We start from the raw sequence: 20034 nt of genomic DNA, 5'->3' as shown, positions 1-20034 counted from the left end.
GTGGTGGAGACGTTGGACTTGGTGGAATAACCAACGGTGGTCTGCAGCGCCTGGTTGGCGATCGACTTGGCGCTGTCGACCAGCTTCTGCAGCGAGGTGATGCCGGTGTTGGCGGCCTGCAGCACCTGCACACCGTTACCGATGTTGTCGAGCAGGTTGTTGATGTCGCTGGCGCGGTTGTCGAGCGACTGGGCGGTGAAGAAGTTGGTGGGGTTGTCCAGAGCCGAGTTGACACTCTTGCCGGTGGCCAGACGATTCTGGGTGGTGGCGAGAAGATCGGCGGTGGACTGGAGGGAGAGCAGGTTCTGACGAACCGATGCGGAGAGAACGATACCGGACATTGGATGTTACCTTTCTGGTAAACGACGCTACTGTTACGCGTCCTGGGATCTTGATTGACCCAGCGACCGGCGGACGGTGGCTCCGAGAATCTAACGAAGCATGAAATGAAACCCGCGCTTTCGCTGAGTCGCGGCGTGATTCGGCTCGCCTACGCAGCGGCGGCGGGGCGCCGCCCGGCAATTTCATCATTGATATGATAGAGATTTTTCGTGGCGACGGTCGGGATTCAGAACTCGTTAACTAATGTTGAGGGAGTATTGCGCCCTGCACCGCCACAACATGCGCTTCGGTTACGAAAGCGTTGATGGAGAACAGGCAAATGGCCCTCAAGGTCGAGCTCAGGCCGCACGAACGCATCATTGTCGGCAACTGCGTCATCACCAACACCGACCAGCGCGCCCGCCTTCTGATCGACGGCGACAACGTGCCGATCCTACGTGAGCGCGACATCCTCACGCCCGAGACCGCCGATACCCCTGCCAAGCTCGTCTATCTCGCGGTCCAGCTCATGTACATCTCGCCGGACCCGCAGACCCAGCACGGCACCTATTTCAACCTGGTGCGCGACATCGTCACCGCCGTACCGAGCTCCTGGCCGATCATCGAGGGCATCAACAACAACATCCTGAACGGCGACCTCTACAGGGCGCTGAAGGATGCTCGCAAGCTGATCGCCTATGAAGAGAAGCTGCGTGACCAGTACAACGCTGCGCATCCCGAGGGCCACGTCAGCACGGCGGCCTGATCTTCGCAAAAAGTTCGCGCAAACGACAACGGCCCCGGATCATCTCCGGGGCCGTTGTCGTTTTCAGCCCATTACGAACACTCCGCCGCGAGCGGCGGCGCCTCGACCTCGATCAATCCGCCGGTCCGCTGCATGCCGAATTTGATCACGGCCGCCACCAGCGCGTCGATATCGCTCTTCGCAGTACGGTGATTGACGATCGCGGCGCGGATCGCGAACTTGCCGTCCAGAATCGTGCCCGACGGCGCGGCGATGCCGGATTCCTGGACATCGGCGACGACTTCGCGATTGACCGCGTCGTCGGCACGGTAGCGGAAGCAGACGATATTGAGATTGACCGGCGCCAGCAGCTCGAGCCGGGGCTCGGCGAGCACACGCGTCTCCAGATATCTTGCGAGCGCGCAGCTTCGCGCGATCACCTCGCCGAGCCGATCGGTGCCGAACGTCTTCAGCGTGAACCACGTCTTCAGCGCGCGGAAGCCGCGCGACAGATCCGGGCCGAGATCGCAAGGCCAGACAGCGCCGGCCGCAAGCCCCCTCGCCTCCCGGCTCAGATAGGCCGCCGGCTGCGCAAACGCCTGCCGATGACGTTCGCCGTCGCGCACCAGCAGAAAGCCGGCGTCGTAAGGCACCTGCCCCCATTTGTGGAAGTCGAGTGCGATCGAATCCGCAAGCGCGATGCCATCGAGCAATGGCGCGAGCTCGGGCGACAGGATCGCGAGCGCACCGAAGGCGCCGTCGACGTGAAACCAGATACCCTCATCGCGACACAACTCAGCGATCGCCCTGAGATCGTCGATCGCACCGATATCGACGGTGCCGGCCGACGCAGTGACCAGGAACGGCTTGAAACCGACGGCGCGGTCGATTGCGATCCGCGCGCGTAGCGCAGCGACATCGAGGCGATGATCGGCATCGACATCGATCTTGCGCAGCGCATCGGTGCCGAATCCGGCGATGTCCATGGCGCGGGAGATGCAGCCATGCGCAGCCTTCGACGCGTAGGCCGTAAGCAGCGCGCCGTCGCTGCCGATGCCGTGCTGCCGCGCCAGCGCGCCAAGCACATTCGTACGCGCCACCAGCACCGCCATCAGATTGGCCATCGACGTGCCGGTGACGAAGATCCCGCTCGCACCTTGCGGAAAGCCGAACAGGCCGCGCATCCACTCGACAATCTGGCGCTCGACCTCGATCGGCATGTGATCGCGTCCGCCGAGATTGGCATTGAGGCCAGCTGCAAGCATCTCCGCGAGCATGCCGACGGCGGTGCCGCCGCCATGCACCCAGCCCATGAAGCCGGGATGAACATTGCCGGTCGCGTAAGGCGCAACATGTTCGGAGAACTCGCGATAGACTTCAGCGAGACCGGTTGCCTCGCGCGGCACGTCTGTTCGAACAGCCGCGCGGACCTCGTCGGGGATCGGCTGCCAGACCGGCCGCGCGCGGACATTGGCAATGCCGTCGATCGCTTCGTCCAGCATGCGATGGGCAAGCGTGCGAAACGCGCTCCAGTCCTGCGGATCGAGCGATCCGCTGGTGCTGCCGGCTTTCTGATTCCGGATGACCTCGTTCATGCTGCGCTCCCGACGTCCGCCTGTGCGGCCGCCTTGGCATGCCGCGACAGCATCGCGGTGAATGCGGCAAAGATCTTGCGCATCTGCGGCGGCTTGTACGGAAACACGACCGGCGAATCCATGTTGTGCACGACGGCGGTGTTGTCCGCTTCGAACACCAACAGCTCGCCGTCTTGGTTCTCGGCGCAATCGACGATGAAATAATCGAGCCCGACACGCCGACTCATTTCGTCGAGCGCGCGTCTATGTCGCGCGGCGAAGGCGCGATCGAAGTCCTGCATGAAGATTGCTTCTTCAGCGCGCTTCTCTTCGTTGAACGCCATGTAGGCGTTGAGATACCAGATGTCCCAGCGATCGGCGATCGCCATGTGGCAGGCATAGGGCTTGCCGTCGACCATGGTGAGCCGGATCTTGCGATAGAAGCCGTCGGGGCTCGCGTAGTTGACGAAACGCGCCACGAAGAAGTCCTGCTCCCGCCGCTCCGCAAGATAGGCCGCGAGCGCAGCGGAATCATCGAGCTTGGCAAGTCCAACGCCGGCATGCGTACCGCGCGGCCGCGCAATCATCGGGAAGTGCAGTTCGTCTGTGATCTCCGTGCAGGCAATCCGGCCTTCCGCAAGAGCCGACAATTGTGCACGGGTCGCATGGGCGGTCACGGGAATGTCGAGACCGGGGATATCAGCGAGCAGCCGGAATAATTTGTCGCGATCGAGATTGCCGATCAGCTCGGGGCGATTGAGCAGCGGCCGCGGCCAGCGTGGCGCGGCCTTTTCGATCAGCGCAAGCGCTTCGCGACACTCCTCGGAGTCGGATGCGACCACGATGGCAACATCATGTTCAGGCAGTGTTTCCGGCAGCCCGGTTGCCTTGGTAACGTAGAGGGTCAGGAGCTCGATGTCGGAGCCTTCGAGCAGGAATTCGATCGGCGTGTTGCCGCCCATGTCGATGTCGGCAGCAAGCGCAAGCACGCGCAGGCCCGGCTTCGGCGCGGCAGTGGGCGTACGAAACAGCTGATGGAACGACAGCACCTCGGACTGGATCACGAGGCCGGCTTCCTTCTCTCCCATCAGCTGGGCGATCAGGGACAGATCGAGGCCCTCGCCGGCCTGCGCCGTCCCTTCGGCAATCCGCGCCAGCAGATGCTCGCGCAGCGGGTGCAGATCGACGCCCTCGAAGGCCTGGCGCGTCAAATGCGCAAAGCCGATACGGTCGGCATAATTCGGCGCGGCAAGCGGATGCAACATCTCACACCTATACGGGCTACGCCGGCACAGCGGCGGTACGGTCAAGCAGCAGCTCGATCTTCACCAGGACGTGGGCGATGCGATCGAGAATGTGCTGCACATTACGTTGCGCTTGCGCGCCGTCGAGCGACCAGGCGTCGGTGACGAGCCGCGCGCCGACACATAGCCGCAACGCGGCCCGCGGCGCGCCGTCCGGCTGCTCCAGCCGCACCGGCTGGCCGACGAGACAGCGTTGCGCCGCGACCTGCCGGTCCGCCGCGCTGCCGCCGATGTCATCGTTCATGTCGCGAGCAAGCGCGCGATGGACGGTGCTGGTATCCGAGATCGACACCGGCCTATTGTGGCGCAATAGGGTGAACGGAAAGATCGACCGCTGCATAAATTCTTCATCATCGGCATTAGTGGTGCCGACGGGTGACGGGACGGCGCGCAGTGGCGGAGACAGCGCAATCATGCTGTCGATGCCGGCTGCAAGCTCGGCCATCGCCTTCGCGCGGAACGGGCCGGGCACGGCGTAGTAGCTTCCGATCTCGGCCAGCGCCGCTTCCCAGCGCAGCCATTGGCCGAAATTCGGTCGGCGTTCGAAGCGCGAGCGTAGCGCCGTCCACGCCATCGGCCAGTCGCAGCGGCCGGCATAGTCGAAGAAATCAGGCGCAATCCCTTCAATCCGTTCGAGCGCACGCGACAGGCCCTTCGGCAGCAGCAACGCGCCACTGAAGGCGGGACCACCGAAGAACTTGGAACCCGTCATCAGCACCATGTAACCGCGATCGAGATAGGAGCGCAGTCGTCGTCGGCCGAGCCGCGCCTGGCAGGCATCGACGACGACCTGAACCTCGCGCGGCCAGCGCCGCGCGATCTCATCGAGACAAGCGGCACTCGGTGCACGCCAGCCGAGCTTTGACGAATCCATGATGTGCAACAGAACGCGCCGGCCTTGCGCGAGGCTGGCCTCGATTGCACGGATGACCTCTGCGTCCGCGTCGGAGCGCATCGCCATGCCAAAGGCCCGGTCAAGCAGCGGCACCGCGATCGTGTCGCCGGCAAGGCCTGCGATCGCAGCATCCTTGCGCACCGCAACACCGCTCGCCGTCACTGTGCTGAAATGGCGCCCGCGCGCGGTATGCGCCGTACCGCTACCGGTCTGGTCGGCACCGACCACGACCGTCACCGGCGGCGCGCCGAGCACCGCGTGGGCAAGGAACAGAGCGTGGAGCTGGGAATCCGTGCCCGAGGGCGAGAACACGACGTCGACGCGAGGCGGAAGCTGGAAGTGACCGCGCAGCTCCTCGCGCATGTCCTCGCAACGCCGGTCGAAGGCGATCTCGATCTCGTCGAACAGCGATTTGTGGACCAGTTCTTCGCGCGCCAGCGCGGCGCGGTCATAGGCGGGCTGCGAGATCGTCGACGCCGTCGAGGAGGCGAAATTCCAGATTTCGGGTTCAGGCGACGGCGCGCAGCCATAGGCGAGCAGCGTATCCAGCGGCGTGAACAGATCGCGCAGACGATAGCGCGAGCCGCCCTGGGATGCGCGCTCTAACGGGCGGGATGCGCCGATGCTCATCCCGACAGGCTCACGCCGCGTCGGCCGCCGCAGGGGCCGGCGCGAATTGCGAGGCGATGTCGCCGTGGAACACCGAGGGACCGACATGGTCGAGCGAGCTCTGGATGTCGGCCCAGATCTCGCCACCGATATCGGTCCAGCGTTTGCAGAAGGCGAAGTCCTCGGAGAGGTAAGTGCCGGTCGCCGGATCGATCATGCATTCGAACAGCGCGAACCGGTTCGGGCTCGCAGCCAGCGTGTCGTGCGAATGCTCGCGGAAGAATTGCAGATTGGCATAGTCCGGATGCCGGCACATCGCCTCCAGCGCCTGACGGCGGATCATCAGGAAGCCGGTGCCGGCATAGCGCACCCGGGTAAAGCCGTTGACGACCACAATGCGATCGGGGTCCTCGATCTCGAGTACGTAGTCGAGCGAGGCCGCCGTCACGTCGGTCCGGCCGGCCTGGATCGCCCTCCTCGCCTTGTCCCAGTTGACGCGCTTGATCGGATAGCAGCCGGCGACGACGTCCGCGCCGCATTCGATCAGCCGGAACACCTGCTCGGGCTTGAAGCCGATATCGGCGTCGATGAATAGAAAATGCGTGGCGTTCGGGTCGTCCAAGAACATCGCGACAAGATTGGCCCGTGCGCGCGTGATCAGCGCATCGCCGTCGCGCAAGTGCACCTTGAGGGCGAGATTGGACATGCCATGCACGGCGCGCTGGAGCGCGAAGATCGAGCTCGCGTAAATGCTCGACACCTGGCCGCCGAAGCAGGGCGTCGCGACCACCAATTGCATCTTGTCCGACATCGACGGCTCCGCCCGCTCAAATCCTCTCCAAGAGGTAAAGAGGCATGGTTAACGGCGCCTTAATGCGCCGTTACAGGTACTTGACCAGCGAGAGCTGCGCGAGGTTGGCGGTAGTCTGGTAGGACGCCTGCAGCGCGTTCTGGAGCGACAAGATCTCGCTCGCGACCTGGTCGGGCGATGCCGATTCCGCCTGATCGACGATGGTCTGGAGTTGCGCCTTGGCCTGGGTCTGGCGCGTGGAGGCGTCCTTCATCGTGTTCTGGGCCATCGCGATGTCGGTCTGGATATCCTCGATCTTCTGTTGCCCGGCCTGCGGCGTCAGCGCCTGCGTGGTGCGCAGGCTCAGCGCGGCCACTTGCGCGCCCGAGTACTGCCCGGTCGGCGAGGTCGAGAACGTGCCGAACACCGCGATCGCCTGCAACTGGCTGCGGATCGCGTTCTCGTCGGCCTGCGCGCCATATTGCACCGTGACGGAATCGTCGACCCGCGCCACCGCGGTCGAACGCGCGGAGCCCGGCCCGTCATTTCCAGTGTACCATTTCACTGTATTGGCCGAGCCATTCACCAGCGTCGTCGCCGAGCCGAGGGGCGAAGAGCCGACGCGCAGCGGAGCCTTTGCCGCCGTGACCGGGGAGGTCGTGAAGCCGAGCGCCGCGAACGCCGTACTGTTCGAGCTCGTGATGTTGAGGCTCCCGGGATCGTCCGTGTTGATCGTGATCACGCCGCCATGGATGGTCGACGGCTTCGTGGTGCCGGTGATCTGATCGATCTTGCCAAGCAGAGTTGTGACATTGTCGGTAATGTTGATCTGGTTTGGGCCGGTGGCGCCCGAGGCGACAAAAGTCAGCGTCTGACCATTCACCGTAATCGTATCGGGGCTAACGGCAGGTGGACCCGCCGACCCCGCCTGGAACGCCGTTGAAAGGACTTCCGGGCCGCCCGTGGTCGCCGTGCCGCTGAGCACCGTTGAACCGGTGATCGGAGGCGTCGACGACACGTTGCCGCCACGCGTCACGCTGCTGAGACCGAGCGCCGTGGCCGCCGCGCCGGCGGTGACCGTCACGTCGGTGCCGGTGCCGGTCGCGATCTGGATATTGCCGCTGGCGCTCAGAGTCACGTTGGCGGAGGGAACGCCGGCTGCCGTCGCGATCGCATTCAAGATATCAGACACCTTCGCGGCGCTGCCCGAAGCCAATCCGATCGTAGTATTGCCGCTGGCCGTCGTGACAGTGGTGACGGTCGGGTTGAAGGTGATCGTGTGGGCGCCGCTCGCGCCGGTGATGGTCAGGGTGGTACCGGTCGGAGCGTTGGCGAGCGCGTTGAGAGTGGTTCCGTTGAGATGGGGTGTCGCCGAAGGATCGAGCGACGTGGTCGCAGACGCAGGCGCCAATGCGCTGTCCTGCAACGCGACCGAGCCCGTCCCGGTCGTCGAGGTATAGGCCGAGATCAGATTGCCGGTGGCCGCCACATTCGCGGTGGCTGATCCCACCCTATTGAAGAAATTGTCGCCGGCGGCAACGGCCGACGCCGCCACCAGCGAGGTGTTGGCGAGCTTCGTGATCGCAGTGTTCAGCGCGGTGTTGAGGTTCGCCGAGGTGATGGCCGGGTTGGAGGGAACCGGTGGAATGATGTTGGGATTGCCGGGATCGATCGCAAAGCTGCCGACCGGCGTCGGTGTCGCAGTCGACGCGGTCAGGTTTATCTGCTCGGTCGAGCCGTCAGGCAGCGTGAACTGCACGCTGAGCTTGTCGCCATTGTTCGGATTGACGCCATTGAGATTGACCGAGAACGCCACCGGCGAGCCACTCGGGCCGGTCACGGTCGCACCCGTCAGCGTCGAGGACACCGCCGCGATCTTCAGGCCGAACGGCGACGTTGGCGAATCCTCCTGCACCTGTATCGCGCCTGATGGCAACGTCGACTGCACCAGCCGCCCCATACCGTTGGTGCCGAGGTCGGCGGCCTGGCGTTCGGCCATGACGGTCTTCAGGCCCGCCTGCGTGGTGGTGCCGTTGATGATGTCGCCGGCATCGGCCACCGATTGCGTGTTGTAGGCGGTGCCGGAGAACAGATAGCGGTTGCCCGACTGCGTGTTGAGGACGCCGACCATCGAGCCGAACTGGGCGGCGGCGGTGTTCTGCGCGATCGTCTGGCCGTTGACGTTGAGATCCTGCGAGGTGCCGGCGGAGCCGGTCTGCACCGTATTGCGGATCGTCGTCAGCGACTGCAGCGCGGTGTTGGCGAGGTTGATGTTGACGTTGACGTTGGTGATCGTGTCGGTATAGGCGGCGATATTCGAAAGCTGCGCGCGCGAGGCGATCGCAAAGCCTTCGTTGGTGCCCATGCCGGAATAGTTCTGCGACAGCTTGCCGGTCGAGAGCTGCGTCGACAGGTCGGTGAGCTGCTGGTTGATGTTGCGGATCTGCGCGCCGAGGACTGACGAGCCGTAATTAATGCTGCTGATCGACATGTTTCAGAGCCCTACTGATTACCCTTGAGCCTGGAGCAACGTGTTCATCATGCTCTGCACCACCGACATTACGTGCGCGTTGGCGGCATAGGCATTCTGAAGTTGGATCAGGTTCGACATCTCCGAGTCCAGGTTGACGCTGGAGGTCGAATTGAACTTGGCCTGCAGCGTCGAGACCACGACGCTCTGGCCCTGCTGGAGCTGGGTCGCCTGGGTCGAGGCGTTGGCCTGCACGCTCAGGAACTGCTGGAGGAAGTTCGAGACGCTGCCGGTGAACGGCTGGCTCGCTGAGCCGAGACCGGTCTGCGGCGAATAGGAATACACCGCAGTGGTGAGCTGCGAGTAGAGATAGTCCGAGCGCGTCGTGTCGCCCGTGGGCGTCACCGGCGAGGTGCTGTAGATCGACAGCCTGGTCGGGTCGGCGGTGAGCTGCGTGTTCACGGCGATGCGGCCGGCAAGGCCGGTCATCTGCGAGCCGGATCCCGTGATCGCGCCGGTGTAGAGTGCCTGGCCGCCATCGGTGAACAGCGGCAGCTGCGGGCCGCCCGAGGTCAGCGAGGAGACCGTCTTGCTGCTCGACGCCGCAGTGACCTTGGCGAGGCCGCTGTTGTCGTCGGTGACGCGCAGCGTCGTCGCCGTGGCGGGCGACGGCGCCGGGGAGAACGACAAATGCGAGCCCGGCAGCGCGGTATTGAGCGCCGCCGCGATCGCGCCCATGCCGCCTGAAAAATTTAGGCCGATCTGCACCGGATTGGCATTGGTGCCGTTCGGCAGCGGCAACGCCGTCGGATCGGTCACATTCACCAGCGTGACCTGGCGCTGGGTGTTGGTGGAGTCGATATAGGTGATGTTGACGGTGTTGCCCGGCTGCGCGCCGGCGAGATCGATGTCGAAGCCAGCGGGCGGACCGGAGACGGGGGTGCCCGCCGTGGTCTTGTCCGACATCGCGCTCGACATCGTCGCGGCGAGCTGGTCGACCTGGTTCTGCGCCTGAACCAGCGTCTGGTCGCGCAGCTTCAGATCGGCCGCGATCTGGCCGGAGGACACGACGTTGTTGCCGGCGACGTCTATGGACGAGCCGTTCGGCAGCTTGATGGTGAGCGCGCCAACGCCGGACTTGGTTGGATCGATGTTGTAGAGCGAAGTCGCACTCAGCGCGCCTGCGGACGCGAAGGAGAATTGCGAGGCGAGCCCCGCGCCGACCAGCTGGATGCCTGTCGTGGTGTAGATGTTGGCCTGGTTCGACCCGTCGGTGGTGACGCGGACGTCGACATATTTCGACAGGCTGTTGATGGCCTGGTCGCGCTGATCCATCAGGGTTGCCGCGGACGGATCCGTCGGCGCCAGGCCCTGCAGCTTGGTGTTGATGTCGGCGATCTGGTTCAATGCCGCGTTCGCAGCTTGCGACGAGGTGCCGAGATCCTGCTCGACGTTCGAGCGCAGCGACTGGATGCCCTTGGTGGTGAGGTTGAGCTGCGTCGCCAGCGCTTGCGCGGCGCCGAGCGCAACGCGCTGCGCCGACGAGGAGCCTGCGCTGGTGGAGAGCGCCTGCAGCGAAGAGGTGAAATCGTTCAGCGCGTTTTCGAGCGTGCCGCTGTTGCCGGGCGTGCCGTAGACACTCTGAAGCTGCTTCAGAATGTTGGCCATCTGGTCGGCATAACCGCTGCCGCCGGTCTCGGTGCGCAGCTGGTTCTGCACATAGCTGTCGATGTCGCGGCTGACGCCTGTCGTCTTGGCCGTCGAGCCGAAGTCACCGGTGGTGACTTCGATCTGGTTCGGCGTCTGGGCGACGTAACCCGGCGTCTGCGAATTTGCGACGTTCGACGAGACGATCGAGAGCGCAGCCTGGTTGGCACGCAGACCGCTCATCGCACTGGCAAGGGCTGAACTCAAACCCATGTTACTTGCCGCCTTTGGTTACGTTACGCGCCGGTCAGCGCAACACGTTGAGGAGATCCTGGACCATCGAATTCGCCGTCGTGATCACCTTGGTGTTGGCCGAATAGGCCTGCTGGGTCACGATCAGCTTGGTGAATTCGTCGGCGATGTCGGTGTTGGATCCCTCCAGCGACGAACCGCTGATGGTGCCCGAGGCGCCATCGATCGCAGGTCCGGACTGGTCGGTCGCAGCGTAGGCGCCCCCGTCAAGCGCCTTGAGGTAGTTGGTCCCGTTGAAATGCGACAGCGACACCTGGGCGAGGTCGAGGTTCTGGCCGTTGGAGAAGGTCCCGACCACGAGACCGTTGTTGTTGACGGCGACCGAGCGGAGCTGGCCGGCGGCGTAGCCGTTTTGCGTGATGGTGTTGATCGTCACCGCACCGCTGGTGCTGGCATATTGCGTCAGGCCGCCAGAGGAGATGTTGAAGGCGACCGAGCCGAGCGACTGACCGCCGACGCTGACGTTGTTGATGGTGATGCCGGAGCCACTCGGCGAGGTCAGCGAGCCGTCGGCAGCGAAGGTAAAGGCCTGCCCGGTGTTGACCCAGCCGACCGTCGTACCGGTCGCATTCGGGTCGGTCTGGTAGAACAGGTTCCAGCTATCGGAATGACCCGCGCCCAGCGACGCACTGTCGGTCTTGGCCCAGCGCAATTGCAGATTCACCGGCGTGCCGGCGGCATTGTAGGCGGTCACCGCGCCGCCGCTGATCGATTCCTTTGTGAAGGTGGCGATGTCGTTGCCGATCACGCCGCCGGTGCCGGCGGTGCCGCCACCGTCGCGGTTCTTGGTGATGGTCGAGGTGAAGCCGAGCGCGGCGAAGGCCGCGCTGTTGGAGCTCGACACCGACAGGTTCGAAACGGTGCCGGTGTTCAGCGTGATCACGCCACCGGCGCTGATCGATGATCCCGACGCACCGGAAAGAGCATCAATCTTGCCGAGCAGGGTCGTAATGTTGTCGGTGACGTTGATCTGGTTCGGGCCGGACGCGCCCGACGCCATGAAGGTCAGTGTCTGACCGTCGACCGTGATGGTGTCGTTCGCAGCAAACCCTGATGTGAGCACTTCGGCGCCGCCGGCCGTCGCGGCGCCGCTCAGCACAGTCGCGCCGGTGATAGCGGGAGAGGACAGCACGTTGCCGCCGCGCGTCACGGTGCTGAGGCCAAGCGCGGTGGCCGCCGTACCGCTGCCGACCGCCACGTCGGTGCCGGTACCCGTCGAGATCTGGATGTTGCCCGTGGCGTTCAGCGATGCTGTAACACCGGCGCCACCCGCGGTTTGAATCGCGGTAAGGATGCTCTGAACCGTCGCCGACGTGCCCGCGCCGAGACCGATCGTGGTGTTGCTGCCGGCCGTCGTGACGGTGGTGCCGCCGTTAAAGGTGATGGTGTTGCCGTTAATGGTCAGCGTCTGGCCGCTCAGCGCGGTGAGGATGCTGGAGGCGAGATGGGTGCCCACCGAGTTGTCGAGGGACGTGGAGGTCGAGGCCACCGCGGCTGAATTGTTCTGGAGCGCAACCGTGCCTGTCCCCGTCGTCGACGAGTAGGGCGAGCGGATATTGCCGGTTGCGGCTGCACCTGACACGGTCGCGCTGGTATAGGGCGCGGGCGGCGTGCCGACCGGCAACGGGTTGGCCTGGAAGTCCGACGGGTTCAGTCCTCCGGCCGCCAGTAGCGTGCCGGTCGCAGCAGTCGAGCTCGCCACCGTGTTCGGCACGGATGGCAGGTTCGCGGCGTACTGGATCGAGGTGGTGGCCTGAGCCGGGATGAAGTTGTTTTGGAATTTCAGGACGGTCGCAACGTTGCCCTGCGGGTTGCCGGTCTTCGGGTCGACCGTGACGCCCATCAAATAGTAGCCGGCGCCATTGACGAGGTTGCCGTTGGAATTGAGCTGGAAGTCGCCGCGCCTTGTGTAATAGGTGACGCCGCTGAACTGCGGCAAGTTGTCGACGACGCTGGTCGCCTTCTGGATCGAGAAGAAGCCGTCACCGGTGATCGCCATGTTGGTAGCGACGGTGGAGGACGAGATCGTGCCCTGGGTGGTGATGGTGGCCTTGGCATTGGCAGTCACGCCGCCCGCGACCTGCTTGCTCGGCACCGAGGCGTCGGGAATGAGATCGACGAAGCTGGTCCCGATGCCCTTGTAACCGGTGGTGGATGAGTTCGCGATATTGCCCGAGATGTTCTGAAGCGCGTAGGACTGCGCCTGCAGGCCACCCACCGAGGTGTTCATTGCATCGAAGATACCCATAACTTTGTCTCCAAATCCGATCTCGGCGGCCGGCAGACCCGTGGCCGCAGTCGGAGGAGACGCCGCAAGGCCTGTGCCAACGCGGGTATTCCCATGAAATCAATCACTTAAATAAATATGCCCCAGCCGATGGACCGGGGCATATTTGCCGGACCGGCAACAATTGCCGGGGAAACTCGTCAATAAGACCTCACGTCGCCGACGGTGTCGCCGGGTGGAAAACCAGCCCGAAACCGTCGATGCAATAGCGCAGGCCGGTCGGCTTCGGACCGTCGTCGAAGACGTGGCCGAGATGGCCGCCGCAGCGCCGGCAGTGCACCTCGGTGCGCACCATGCCGAAGGTGCGGTCCTCGGTCTTGCCGACATTGCCCTCGATCGGCTGGTAGAAGCTCGGCCAACCGGTGCCGCTCTCGAATTTGGTCTCGGACGTAAACAGCGGCAGGTCGCAGCCGGCGCAGGCGAAAGTGCCCTTGCGGTGCTCGTTCAGCAGCGGGCTCGAGCCCGGGCGCTCGGTGCCTTCCTTGCGCAAGATCTCATATTGCTGCGGCGTCAACTGCGCCCGCCACTCGGCGTCGGTCTTCTCGATCTCGAACTTTTGCGCGGCCTTCTCTCCGGCCTCGGCCGGCGTTGCTCTCAGCCAGCGGAAGGCCGAAAGGCCAAACAGGCCGGCGACAGTCGTTAGCAGGATGCGGCGGTCAAACATCTCATTCTCCGTGCGGGAGCTGTACGCCCTGAGATACGGGCTCTGACGGCCAATGTTACACGTCAAGGCCGAATTTTTCGCGCCCTTATTGCGGAACGCCTTGCACCTGCGAGGTCTCCGGGGCGGCAGGTTCCGCCTCCTCGGCCGCAGTTGGCTGTGGCGGCGGCGGGGCCATCCGCGGCCGAACCCCTGAGGGCGGACGGCGCGGACCGGTGCCGGCGGCCCGGTTGGCCTCGGCGAGGCGCGCCTCGCGTTCCCTGTCCTTCACCCGCGCCCGCTCGCGATAGCGGGCAAGCGTCCCCGCGGCCGCGGAACTCGCCCTGCCCCATAGGCCGACCAACTGGCCCGCAACCCGTCCCGTCGCGCCGCCGGCCCAGACCAGCTCGAACGGCAAGAACAGCTTCCAGCGCTCCTCACCCCACAGGATGCTGCGCGCAATCAGTTGTCCGGCCATGGCTGAGGTATTCATGCCCTGGCGGCCGAATCCGCTCGCCACCCACAGGCCTTTGCGCAGCTGGCCGATCTGCGGCATGCCGTGCACGGTCTGCCCGGTGGCGCCGCCGAACATGTCAGTAACCTCGACATTGCCGAGTTCGGGGAAGATCGAGCGGATGCGACGCTTGACGCTGCCCGCGAAGCGCTGCGGTCTCGCGGCCCAGGTGGTCTCGGGGCTCTCCCACATCAGGCGGTCGCCATCGACGATGCGGAAGTGATCGACGCCGTCGGAATCCATCACCGATCCCTTGAAGCCGATGATTTCGTGCACGCGCTCGCCGAGCGGCGCGGTGATGCCGGCATAGCGCCAGACCGGCAGCAACGTCTCCGACAGGCGCCGCAGGGGCGCGCCGAGATGAATGTTGCCGGCAAGCACGATGTGGGAGGCGCGCAGTCGCGCCGAGGGCGTGACGATGCGCTTGCGGATACCGGAATGGTCGATGCTGACGACTGGCGTGTCCTCGAAGATGCGCGCACCGGCGCGCCGTGCCAGCGCCGCAAGGCCATGCACATATTTGCGGCCGTCGACCTGGAACGCCTTGGGGTAGTAGACACCGTGGAAGTAACGATCGGTCTTGAGCGCTGCGCGCACGCGATCGACCTGCCAGCCTTCGACCTCGGTATCGAAATCCTCGTACAGCATCTGGAGGCGGCTGATCAGCCGGTCGCCGGCATCGACGTTGGAGACCTCGAGCACGCCCTCGGTGAGGCCGATATCAGGCATGTTCTCTTCGGTCGCGTTGGCCCGTACGAGCTCCGCGCCCTCCTTCGAGAGCGCCCACAATTCGCTGGTATCCTCGAAGCCGATGCGCTCGATCAGCTCGGTGAGCGGCAACGCAAAGCCCGGCATCACGGTGCCGAGCTGGTTGCCGGAGGCGTTCCAGCCGATATGACGGCCCTCGAGCACCGCGACGCTGGCCCCGAGCCGTGCCGCCTCGAGTGCAATGGAAAGGCCGGCAAGCCCTGCCCCGATCACGCAAATATCAGCGTCAAGATCGAAGGACAGCCGAGCGCGCTCGCGAAAGCCGGCTTCTTCCTGGGACGCGCTTGTGAAAGTCTCGCTCATAGCGTTTCTTAGAGCATGATCCGGAAAAGTGCGCAGCGGTTTTCCGATAAGATCATGCTCAAAATAATAAGCTGATACCAATCGGGCGCTTGTCACCTTGTCCTCAATGGGCCGCCTGTAGATTATTCTGAACGTGGAACGATTCGAGAATGCCATGCGCCGTTTGATGCTGCTGCGTCACGCCAAGACCGAGACCGACGCGCCAAGCGGCCGCGACCAGGACCGCCGGCTCGACCATCGCGGTCAGCGGGATGCCGCCGAGATGGGCGACTGGATGGCCGCCCATCCGCCCGTCCCCGAGACCGTGCTGGTGTCGCATGCCGTCCGTGCCAGACAGACCTGGGACATCGCCTGGGAAGCGATGAAAGACCGCGTCGCAGCGCCTAAGGTCGAGATCCTGCCGGAACTCTACGGCGCCGATCCCGCGCAGATTCTCGAAACCATTCGCACTGCAACGATCCCGGCCAATCCCAAGCAGCTCCTGCTGGTCGGGCACAATCCCGGCATGCATGAGGCGGCCCTGATGCTGACGGGCGGCGGCGACCAGGCCAGTGGCAAGGCACTCGCCGACAATCTGCCCACGGCGGGGCTTGCGGTCCTTGACTTTGATGTCAAGGATTGGGGGGACGTGGCCTACCGCCGCGGCAAACTGGTGCTGTTCGTCAGCCCCAAATTGCTTCGACTGGGATGATCGCGCGACGTACCGGGACAACGTGCTGACCGGAAGATTTGGAGGCGCAGATGTTCAAGTCCATTCTCGTGCCCATCGACCTCGCCGACACCGATCTAGCAAAGCCAGCGATCGCAACCGCGACGACGCTGTCGCAGAACTGGAGCGGATCGGTCCGGCTGCTCAACGTGCTGCCGATGACGCCAGTGATGCTGGCCGAATATGTCCCGGCCGACTTCGACGAACAGCAGCGCCAGACCTCTGAAGAGGCGCTCGCCATCGTCGCCCGCGAGTCGGGCATCGACGCCTCCCACATCTCCAGCGTGGTCCGCCAGGGCGGCATCTATCACGAGATCCTGGAGGAAGCCGCGCAGATGAAGGCCGACCTGATCGTCATGACCTCGCACCGGCCGGCGATGCGCACGTATTTCCTCGGCTCCAATGCCGGGCACGTGGTGCGTTATGCCAAATGCTCCGTACTGGTGGTGAGGCACTGAAACAGGAACAATGGCGTGAAGCAATTCTGGCGGAGGTGGACCTACGAGGTCCCGCTAGCAATCGGCGATGCGCTGTGGGAGGTGCTGGTCGTGCAACTCGCCGCGCTGCTCGACAGGCTGACGGTGCGCAAGGTCATCGCCTTCATCCCCGTCGTCATCCTCATCGCCGCCTACTATCACAGCATCCCGATTCCGCCGGAGCTGATGCTGGTCGGCGACTTCCTAGCCTATATCGACATCTTCTCGGTGCTGTTCCTGCTCGGCGTGCTGAGCCGCATCACGACGATCATGTTCGTCGTCAAACAGGCGGCGGCGCGCATCGCGGCGCTCGCGGACAGTACCGTTTCACGAGTAAAGCGCTTCGATATCAGGCATGGGCGCCAGCGTAGCACTCCGATGCGTCCGCGTCGTAAGCCTAGTGCATCTGAGGAAGATCGAGCTTATGGAGTGTGGGGTCAGATCGCGCTCGCCTGATTGCAGCGATGCGGGGTCAAAGCTCTCACCAAGCCGTCATTGCGAACGCAGCGCTTGTTCGGCGGTACGCTGCAGAGCCGGGGCCCATGCATCAGCGTATCAGCTTCTGGGTCCCGGCTCTGCGCCGCAACGCCAAGGGCGTTGCAGCGCGTCCGGGACACAGAAGAGCAAGCTCACAGATACCGCGTCAGCTCGGTCTTGAACTGACCGTAGACGGCGTCTTCGATCTGGCTGCGGTTGATGCCGATGTCGCGCAGGGCGCGGTCGTCGAGATCGTTCAGCGTCTTGATGGCGGAGCGGCGCTCCAGGCGATCGAACAGGGCGTAGGCGGCGTTGACGAGCGTGGCAAGAAATCCGCTCGACGAGGATGGGCGTAAAGACCGCCCGGCGGTTTGCGAGATCGTGGTCATGTTTCTTCTCCGGCCTTATATCCCGCGCGGCGAAGCAGGTGCCGTTGGCGCAAACGCTGGAAGCGCTTGCACCTCATCTTACCGTCGGATTGCTCTCGCTCACCTCGGTTCAATCGCGGAACTTGATGGAACTTAAATGCTCCAGTACATTGCTCGGAGCAAGAAAAACATTGCTCTCGGTGCAATAATGTCCAAGTTCGAGTACGTGAAGCTTGCGGATGCCATTGCCGCAGATATCTCTAAAGGCACGTTAAAGCCCGGCGACCGGCTGCCGCCACAGCGCAATTTTGCCTATGACCGTGGCATTGCGGTCTCGACTGCCAGCCGGGTTTATACGGAGCTGCTGCGCCGTGGTCTCGTGGTCGGCGAGGTCGGCCGCGGCACCTTCATCTCCGGCGACATCAGACGCGAGGTCGAAACCATCGCCGAGCCGCGCGACGCCCGCATCGATTTCGAGGTCAATTATCCGCTGCTGCCGCAGCAATGGGCGATGATCGCCAAGAGCCTCGCGGGGCTCGAGCGCGTCGATGCGCTGGAAGCCGTGCTGCGCTCGTCGACCAGCACGGGCACCAAGAGTTCGCGCGTTGCTGCGGCCACCTATCTCGCGCGCAAGGATTTTACGCCGCAGGCCGAGCAGATTGTGTTCACCGCCAACGGCAAGCAATCGCTCGCCGCTGCGCTTGCAGCGCTCGTGCCGACCGGCGGCCGTTGCGGCGTCGAGGCGCTCACCTATCCCTACGTCAAGAGCATCGCCGCGCGGCTCGGCATCACGCTGGTGCCGATCCCGATGGACGAATTCGGCGCGCGCCCCGATGCGATCCAGAAGGCACACCGCGAAGCGCATCTGTCGGCGCTGTATCTCCAGCCCATCATCCAGAATCCGCTCGGCGTCACCATGAACGCGACACGGCGCGCCGACATCATGCGCGTCGCCGAGAAGCTTGATCTCACCATCATCGAGGACACCGTTTACGGCTTCCTCGCCGACGACACGCCCCTTGCAGCGCTCGGACCGGACCGCTGCATCGTGCTCGACAGCCTCTCCAAGAAGGTCGCACCCGGTCTCGCGCTCGGCATCCTCGTCGCGCCGCCGCACTTGCGCGAAAGCCTGATGGGCGCGGTGCGCACCGGCGGCTGGATCGCCTCAGGCCACGCACTCGCAGCAGGACAACGGTTGATGGCCGACGGCACCGTCGCCGAGCTGACGCGGCTGAAGCGGATCGATGCCGCGCGGCGCCAGCAGACCGCGGCACGGCTGCTCGCCGGCTATCAACTCTCGGCCGATCCACGTTCCTATCATCTCTGGCTGACGCTGCCGCCGCATTGGCGCTCGCAGACCTTCGTTGCCGCGGCGGCCCGGCGCGGCATCGCGCTGACGCCGTCCTCGACCTTCGCAGTCGCGCATGGCCATGCCCCGAACGCGGTGCGGCTTGCGCTTGCCCCACCCTCGTTCGAGCAGCTCGATTCCGGCCTGCGCACCATCGTGTCGCTGCTCGGCACCAAGGAGGAAGATTTCGACTCGACCGAGTAGCCCTCTCAGGGCTCCGGCCATTCCGCGATAAAACCCTTCGCCTTGTAGGGCTCGATCTTGTCCCATTCATGCAGGACACGACGTCGAAACTCGGCATCGGTATGCCAGAGCGCGCGCGACGTCGCAAAGCTATCGACAGTGAGCAGCAGCTTCGTCACCTCGGGCCAGTGTCGGTGCAATGTCATCGGATAGCGCCGCGCCGTCCAGGTGTTGCCGAGACAGATTACGCTGCGGATGTCGCGCAGTCCCAGCGCCGCATCGATGACGGGGAGCGAGAAGATCACGTTCTCGCCGGTGTTCATCGCGCGGTGCTCCTCCAGGATCCGGTCCGCCGGAATGCCCGCAGCGACCATCGCCGCCTTGATGATCGTGCACTCGGATTGCTCCGAGCCCGGCGTCACGCCGCCGCTGACAATCGACCAGCGGTAGAGGCCCTCGCGCCAGAGCCGCGCGGCCGTCTCGACGCGCAGCGCAACGTCCTCACGGGTGCCGAACAGAAACAGCAGATCGGCCGGCCGGAGCGGCGTATCGATCAGATGGGTGCGGTTGATCTCGGCGATCTCGTCCGCCGTCGGCACGCGCGTGCTGCGATTCATTGATGTCATCGTGGCAGGATGCGAGGCCGACGCGCGGCTGCGAAGTCAATTTTGATTGCGGCTGATTGCAAGCGCTACGGCAGCAAGCCGGCCGGCAACCGATCGAAACTGTAGCTGCGCGGCTGATTGCGCCGGACGAAGCCGCCCACCTGCCAGGCGAACAGCGCCGCAAAGCCAAGGATGAACAATATGCCGGCGAGTTCGCCTGTTATCAGCGCGCGGATAAGAAGCCCGGCCATCGCCACGGCCAGCGCCGCCAGGAAGGCCAGCACTGCAGCATAGGTCTTGCGGCCGAGGCCGGCGGTCAGCTCCGCCCGGCTGCCGGCCTTCGCCATCCGCGCGTGCAGCGCGACGACGAAGTCGCGGAAGCCATCGTCCTGCGGCGCCATCAGCGCCGCGGTCTGCCAGCTTGTCGACAGGATCGCGATGCGGCCGCCCTTGACGTGGCTGAGATCGGCGCGAAAGCGGTGCTGCTGCATCGAGACCGGTCGGAACGACAGCCTGATTGCGCTGATCTCGTCATAGCGCCAAAGGCCGGCGCGACCGGCAATGTGCCAGGACAATCCCTCCTCAGTCAGCTCGAAGCGATGCGCCGAGCCGATCAGCGACGCCTTGTAGGCATAGCTGACGACCGGTCCGCCCTGCCCGTCCATATCCTGCATCACTCGATCCCGTCT

The 20034-nt window shown here is 64.5% G+C and carries 18 protein-coding genes; 5 read left to right on the top strand and 13 right to left on the bottom strand.

What is annotated here, in order from left to right; translation table 11 throughout:
- Nucleotides 1–341, bottom strand: a 341-nt coding sequence (locus tag XI06_RS03415; protein ID WP_442869406.1) for a flagellin N-terminal helical domain-containing protein, incomplete at its 3' end; no start/stop codon positions are given.
- Nucleotides 342–661: 320 nt separating this feature from the next.
- Between XI06_RS03415 and flbT the strand changes: the two genes are divergently transcribed.
- Nucleotides 662–1087, top strand: coding sequence for a flagellar biosynthesis repressor FlbT (gene flbT, locus XI06_RS03410; RefSeq protein WP_237864948.1), 426 nt, complete (start codon nucleotides 662–664; stop codon nucleotides 1085–1087).
- 71 nt (nucleotides 1088–1158) lie between these two features.
- Here flbT and XI06_RS03405 read toward each other — a convergent pair whose 3' ends face one another.
- From XI06_RS03405 to XI06_RS03365, 9 genes are all read right to left on the bottom strand, one after another.
- Nucleotides 1159–2661 carry a pyridoxal phosphate-dependent decarboxylase family protein gene (locus XI06_RS03405; RefSeq protein WP_237873176.1) on the bottom strand — a complete coding sequence of 501 codons (1503 nt, stop codon included), beginning with the start codon at nucleotides 2659–2661 and terminating at the stop codon, nucleotides 1159–1161.
- Nucleotides 2658–3905: an ATP-grasp domain-containing protein gene (locus XI06_RS03400; RefSeq protein WP_237864950.1), complete on the bottom strand. Its 1248-nt coding sequence runs from the start codon at nucleotides 3903–3905 to the stop codon at nucleotides 2658–2660. The genes XI06_RS03405 and XI06_RS03400 overlap by 4 nt, the downstream gene beginning before the upstream one ends.
- Before the next feature lie 16 nt (nucleotides 3906–3921).
- Nucleotides 3922–5469 carry a hypothetical protein gene (locus XI06_RS03395; RefSeq protein ID WP_237873177.1) on the bottom strand — a complete coding sequence of 516 codons (1548 nt, stop codon included), beginning with the start codon at nucleotides 5467–5469 and terminating at the stop codon, nucleotides 3922–3924.
- Nucleotides 5470–5479: 10 nt separating this feature from the next.
- On the bottom strand, nucleotides 5480–6259 hold the full coding sequence (locus XI06_RS03390) for a hypothetical protein (RefSeq protein WP_237873178.1): 780 nt from the start codon (nucleotides 6257–6259) through the stop codon (nucleotides 5480–5482).
- Between the two features lie 70 nt (nucleotides 6260–6329).
- On the bottom strand, nucleotides 6330–8729 hold the full coding sequence (locus tag XI06_RS03385) for a beta strand repeat-containing protein (protein WP_237873179.1): 2400 nt from the start codon (nucleotides 8727–8729) through the stop codon (nucleotides 6330–6332).
- 18 nt (nucleotides 8730–8747) lie between these two features.
- Nucleotides 8748–10628: a flagellar hook-associated protein FlgK gene (gene flgK / locus XI06_RS03380; protein ID WP_237864954.1), complete on the bottom strand. Its 1881-nt coding sequence runs from the start codon at nucleotides 10626–10628 to the stop codon at nucleotides 8748–8750.
- A 34-nt stretch (nucleotides 10629–10662) separates the two neighbouring features.
- The gene (locus tag XI06_RS03375; protein WP_237864955.1) at nucleotides 10663–12915 is read right to left on the bottom strand and encodes a flagellar hook-basal body complex protein; all 2253 of its coding nucleotides are present in this window, start codon (nucleotides 12913–12915) and stop codon (nucleotides 10663–10665) included.
- Between the two features lie 190 nt (nucleotides 12916–13105).
- Nucleotides 13106–13618, bottom strand: a complete 513-nt coding sequence (msrB, locus tag XI06_RS03370) for a peptide-methionine (R)-S-oxide reductase MsrB (protein WP_237864956.1) — start codon at nucleotides 13616–13618, stop codon at nucleotides 13106–13108.
- An 85-nt stretch (nucleotides 13619–13703) separates the two neighbouring features.
- Nucleotides 13704–15179 carry an NAD(P)/FAD-dependent oxidoreductase gene (locus XI06_RS03365; protein WP_237873180.1) on the bottom strand — a complete coding sequence of 492 codons (1476 nt, stop codon included), beginning with the start codon at nucleotides 15177–15179 and terminating at the stop codon, nucleotides 13704–13706.
- Nucleotides 15180–15333: 154 nt separating this feature from the next.
- Here XI06_RS03365 and XI06_RS03360 point away from each other — a divergent pair, with 154 nt between their 5' ends.
- Genes XI06_RS03360 through XI06_RS03350 form a run of 3 tightly spaced genes read left to right on the top strand, consistent with a single transcriptional unit; the run spans nucleotide 15334 to nucleotide 16820 of the window.
- Nucleotides 15334–15870: a SixA phosphatase family protein gene (locus XI06_RS03360; protein ID WP_271604683.1), complete on the top strand. Its 537-nt coding sequence runs from the start codon at nucleotides 15334–15336 to the stop codon at nucleotides 15868–15870.
- A 50-nt stretch (nucleotides 15871–15920) separates the two neighbouring features.
- The gene (locus XI06_RS03355; protein WP_237864959.1) at nucleotides 15921–16346 is read left to right on the top strand and encodes a universal stress protein; all 426 of its coding nucleotides are present in this window, start codon (nucleotides 15921–15923) and stop codon (nucleotides 16344–16346) included.
- A gap of 15 nt (nucleotides 16347–16361) precedes the next feature.
- The gene (locus tag XI06_RS03350; protein ID WP_237864960.1) at nucleotides 16362–16820 is read left to right on the top strand and encodes a hypothetical protein; all 459 of its coding nucleotides are present in this window, start codon (nucleotides 16362–16364) and stop codon (nucleotides 16818–16820) included.
- Nucleotides 16821–16993: 173 nt separating this feature from the next.
- On the opposite strand, the gene XI06_RS03345 is transcribed toward XI06_RS03350, so the two are convergent.
- Nucleotides 16994–17230, bottom strand: a complete 237-nt coding sequence (locus XI06_RS03345; protein WP_237873181.1) for a DUF1127 domain-containing protein — start codon at nucleotides 17228–17230, stop codon at nucleotides 16994–16996.
- Between the two features lie 187 nt (nucleotides 17231–17417).
- Between XI06_RS03345 and XI06_RS03340 the strand changes: the two genes are divergently transcribed.
- On the top strand, nucleotides 17418–18761 hold the full coding sequence (locus XI06_RS03340) for an aminotransferase-like domain-containing protein (protein ID WP_237873182.1): 1344 nt from the start codon (nucleotides 17418–17420) through the stop codon (nucleotides 18759–18761).
- Between the two features lie 5 nt (nucleotides 18762–18766).
- On the opposite strand, the gene XI06_RS03335 is transcribed toward XI06_RS03340, so the two are convergent.
- Both XI06_RS03335 and XI06_RS03330 read right to left on the bottom strand, forming a co-directional pair.
- Nucleotides 18767–19366 (bottom strand): YdcF family protein, encoded by a 600-nt coding sequence (locus tag XI06_RS03335; RefSeq protein ID WP_237873184.1) that lies wholly within the window; start codon nucleotides 19364–19366, stop codon nucleotides 18767–18769.
- A gap of 65 nt (nucleotides 19367–19431) precedes the next feature.
- A complete protein-coding gene (locus tag XI06_RS03330) occupies nucleotides 19432–20019 on the bottom strand; it encodes a hypothetical protein (protein ID WP_237873185.1) in 588 nt (195 codons plus the stop codon).
- Between the last annotated feature and the right edge of the window lie 15 nt (nucleotides 20020–20034).

This window comes from Bradyrhizobium sp. CCBAU 11434 (assembly GCF_028128895.1).
GTDB lineage: Bacteria > Pseudomonadota > Alphaproteobacteria > Rhizobiales > Xanthobacteraceae > Bradyrhizobium > Bradyrhizobium zhengyangense.
This window is presented reverse-complemented; position numbering and strand designations above follow the sequence as displayed.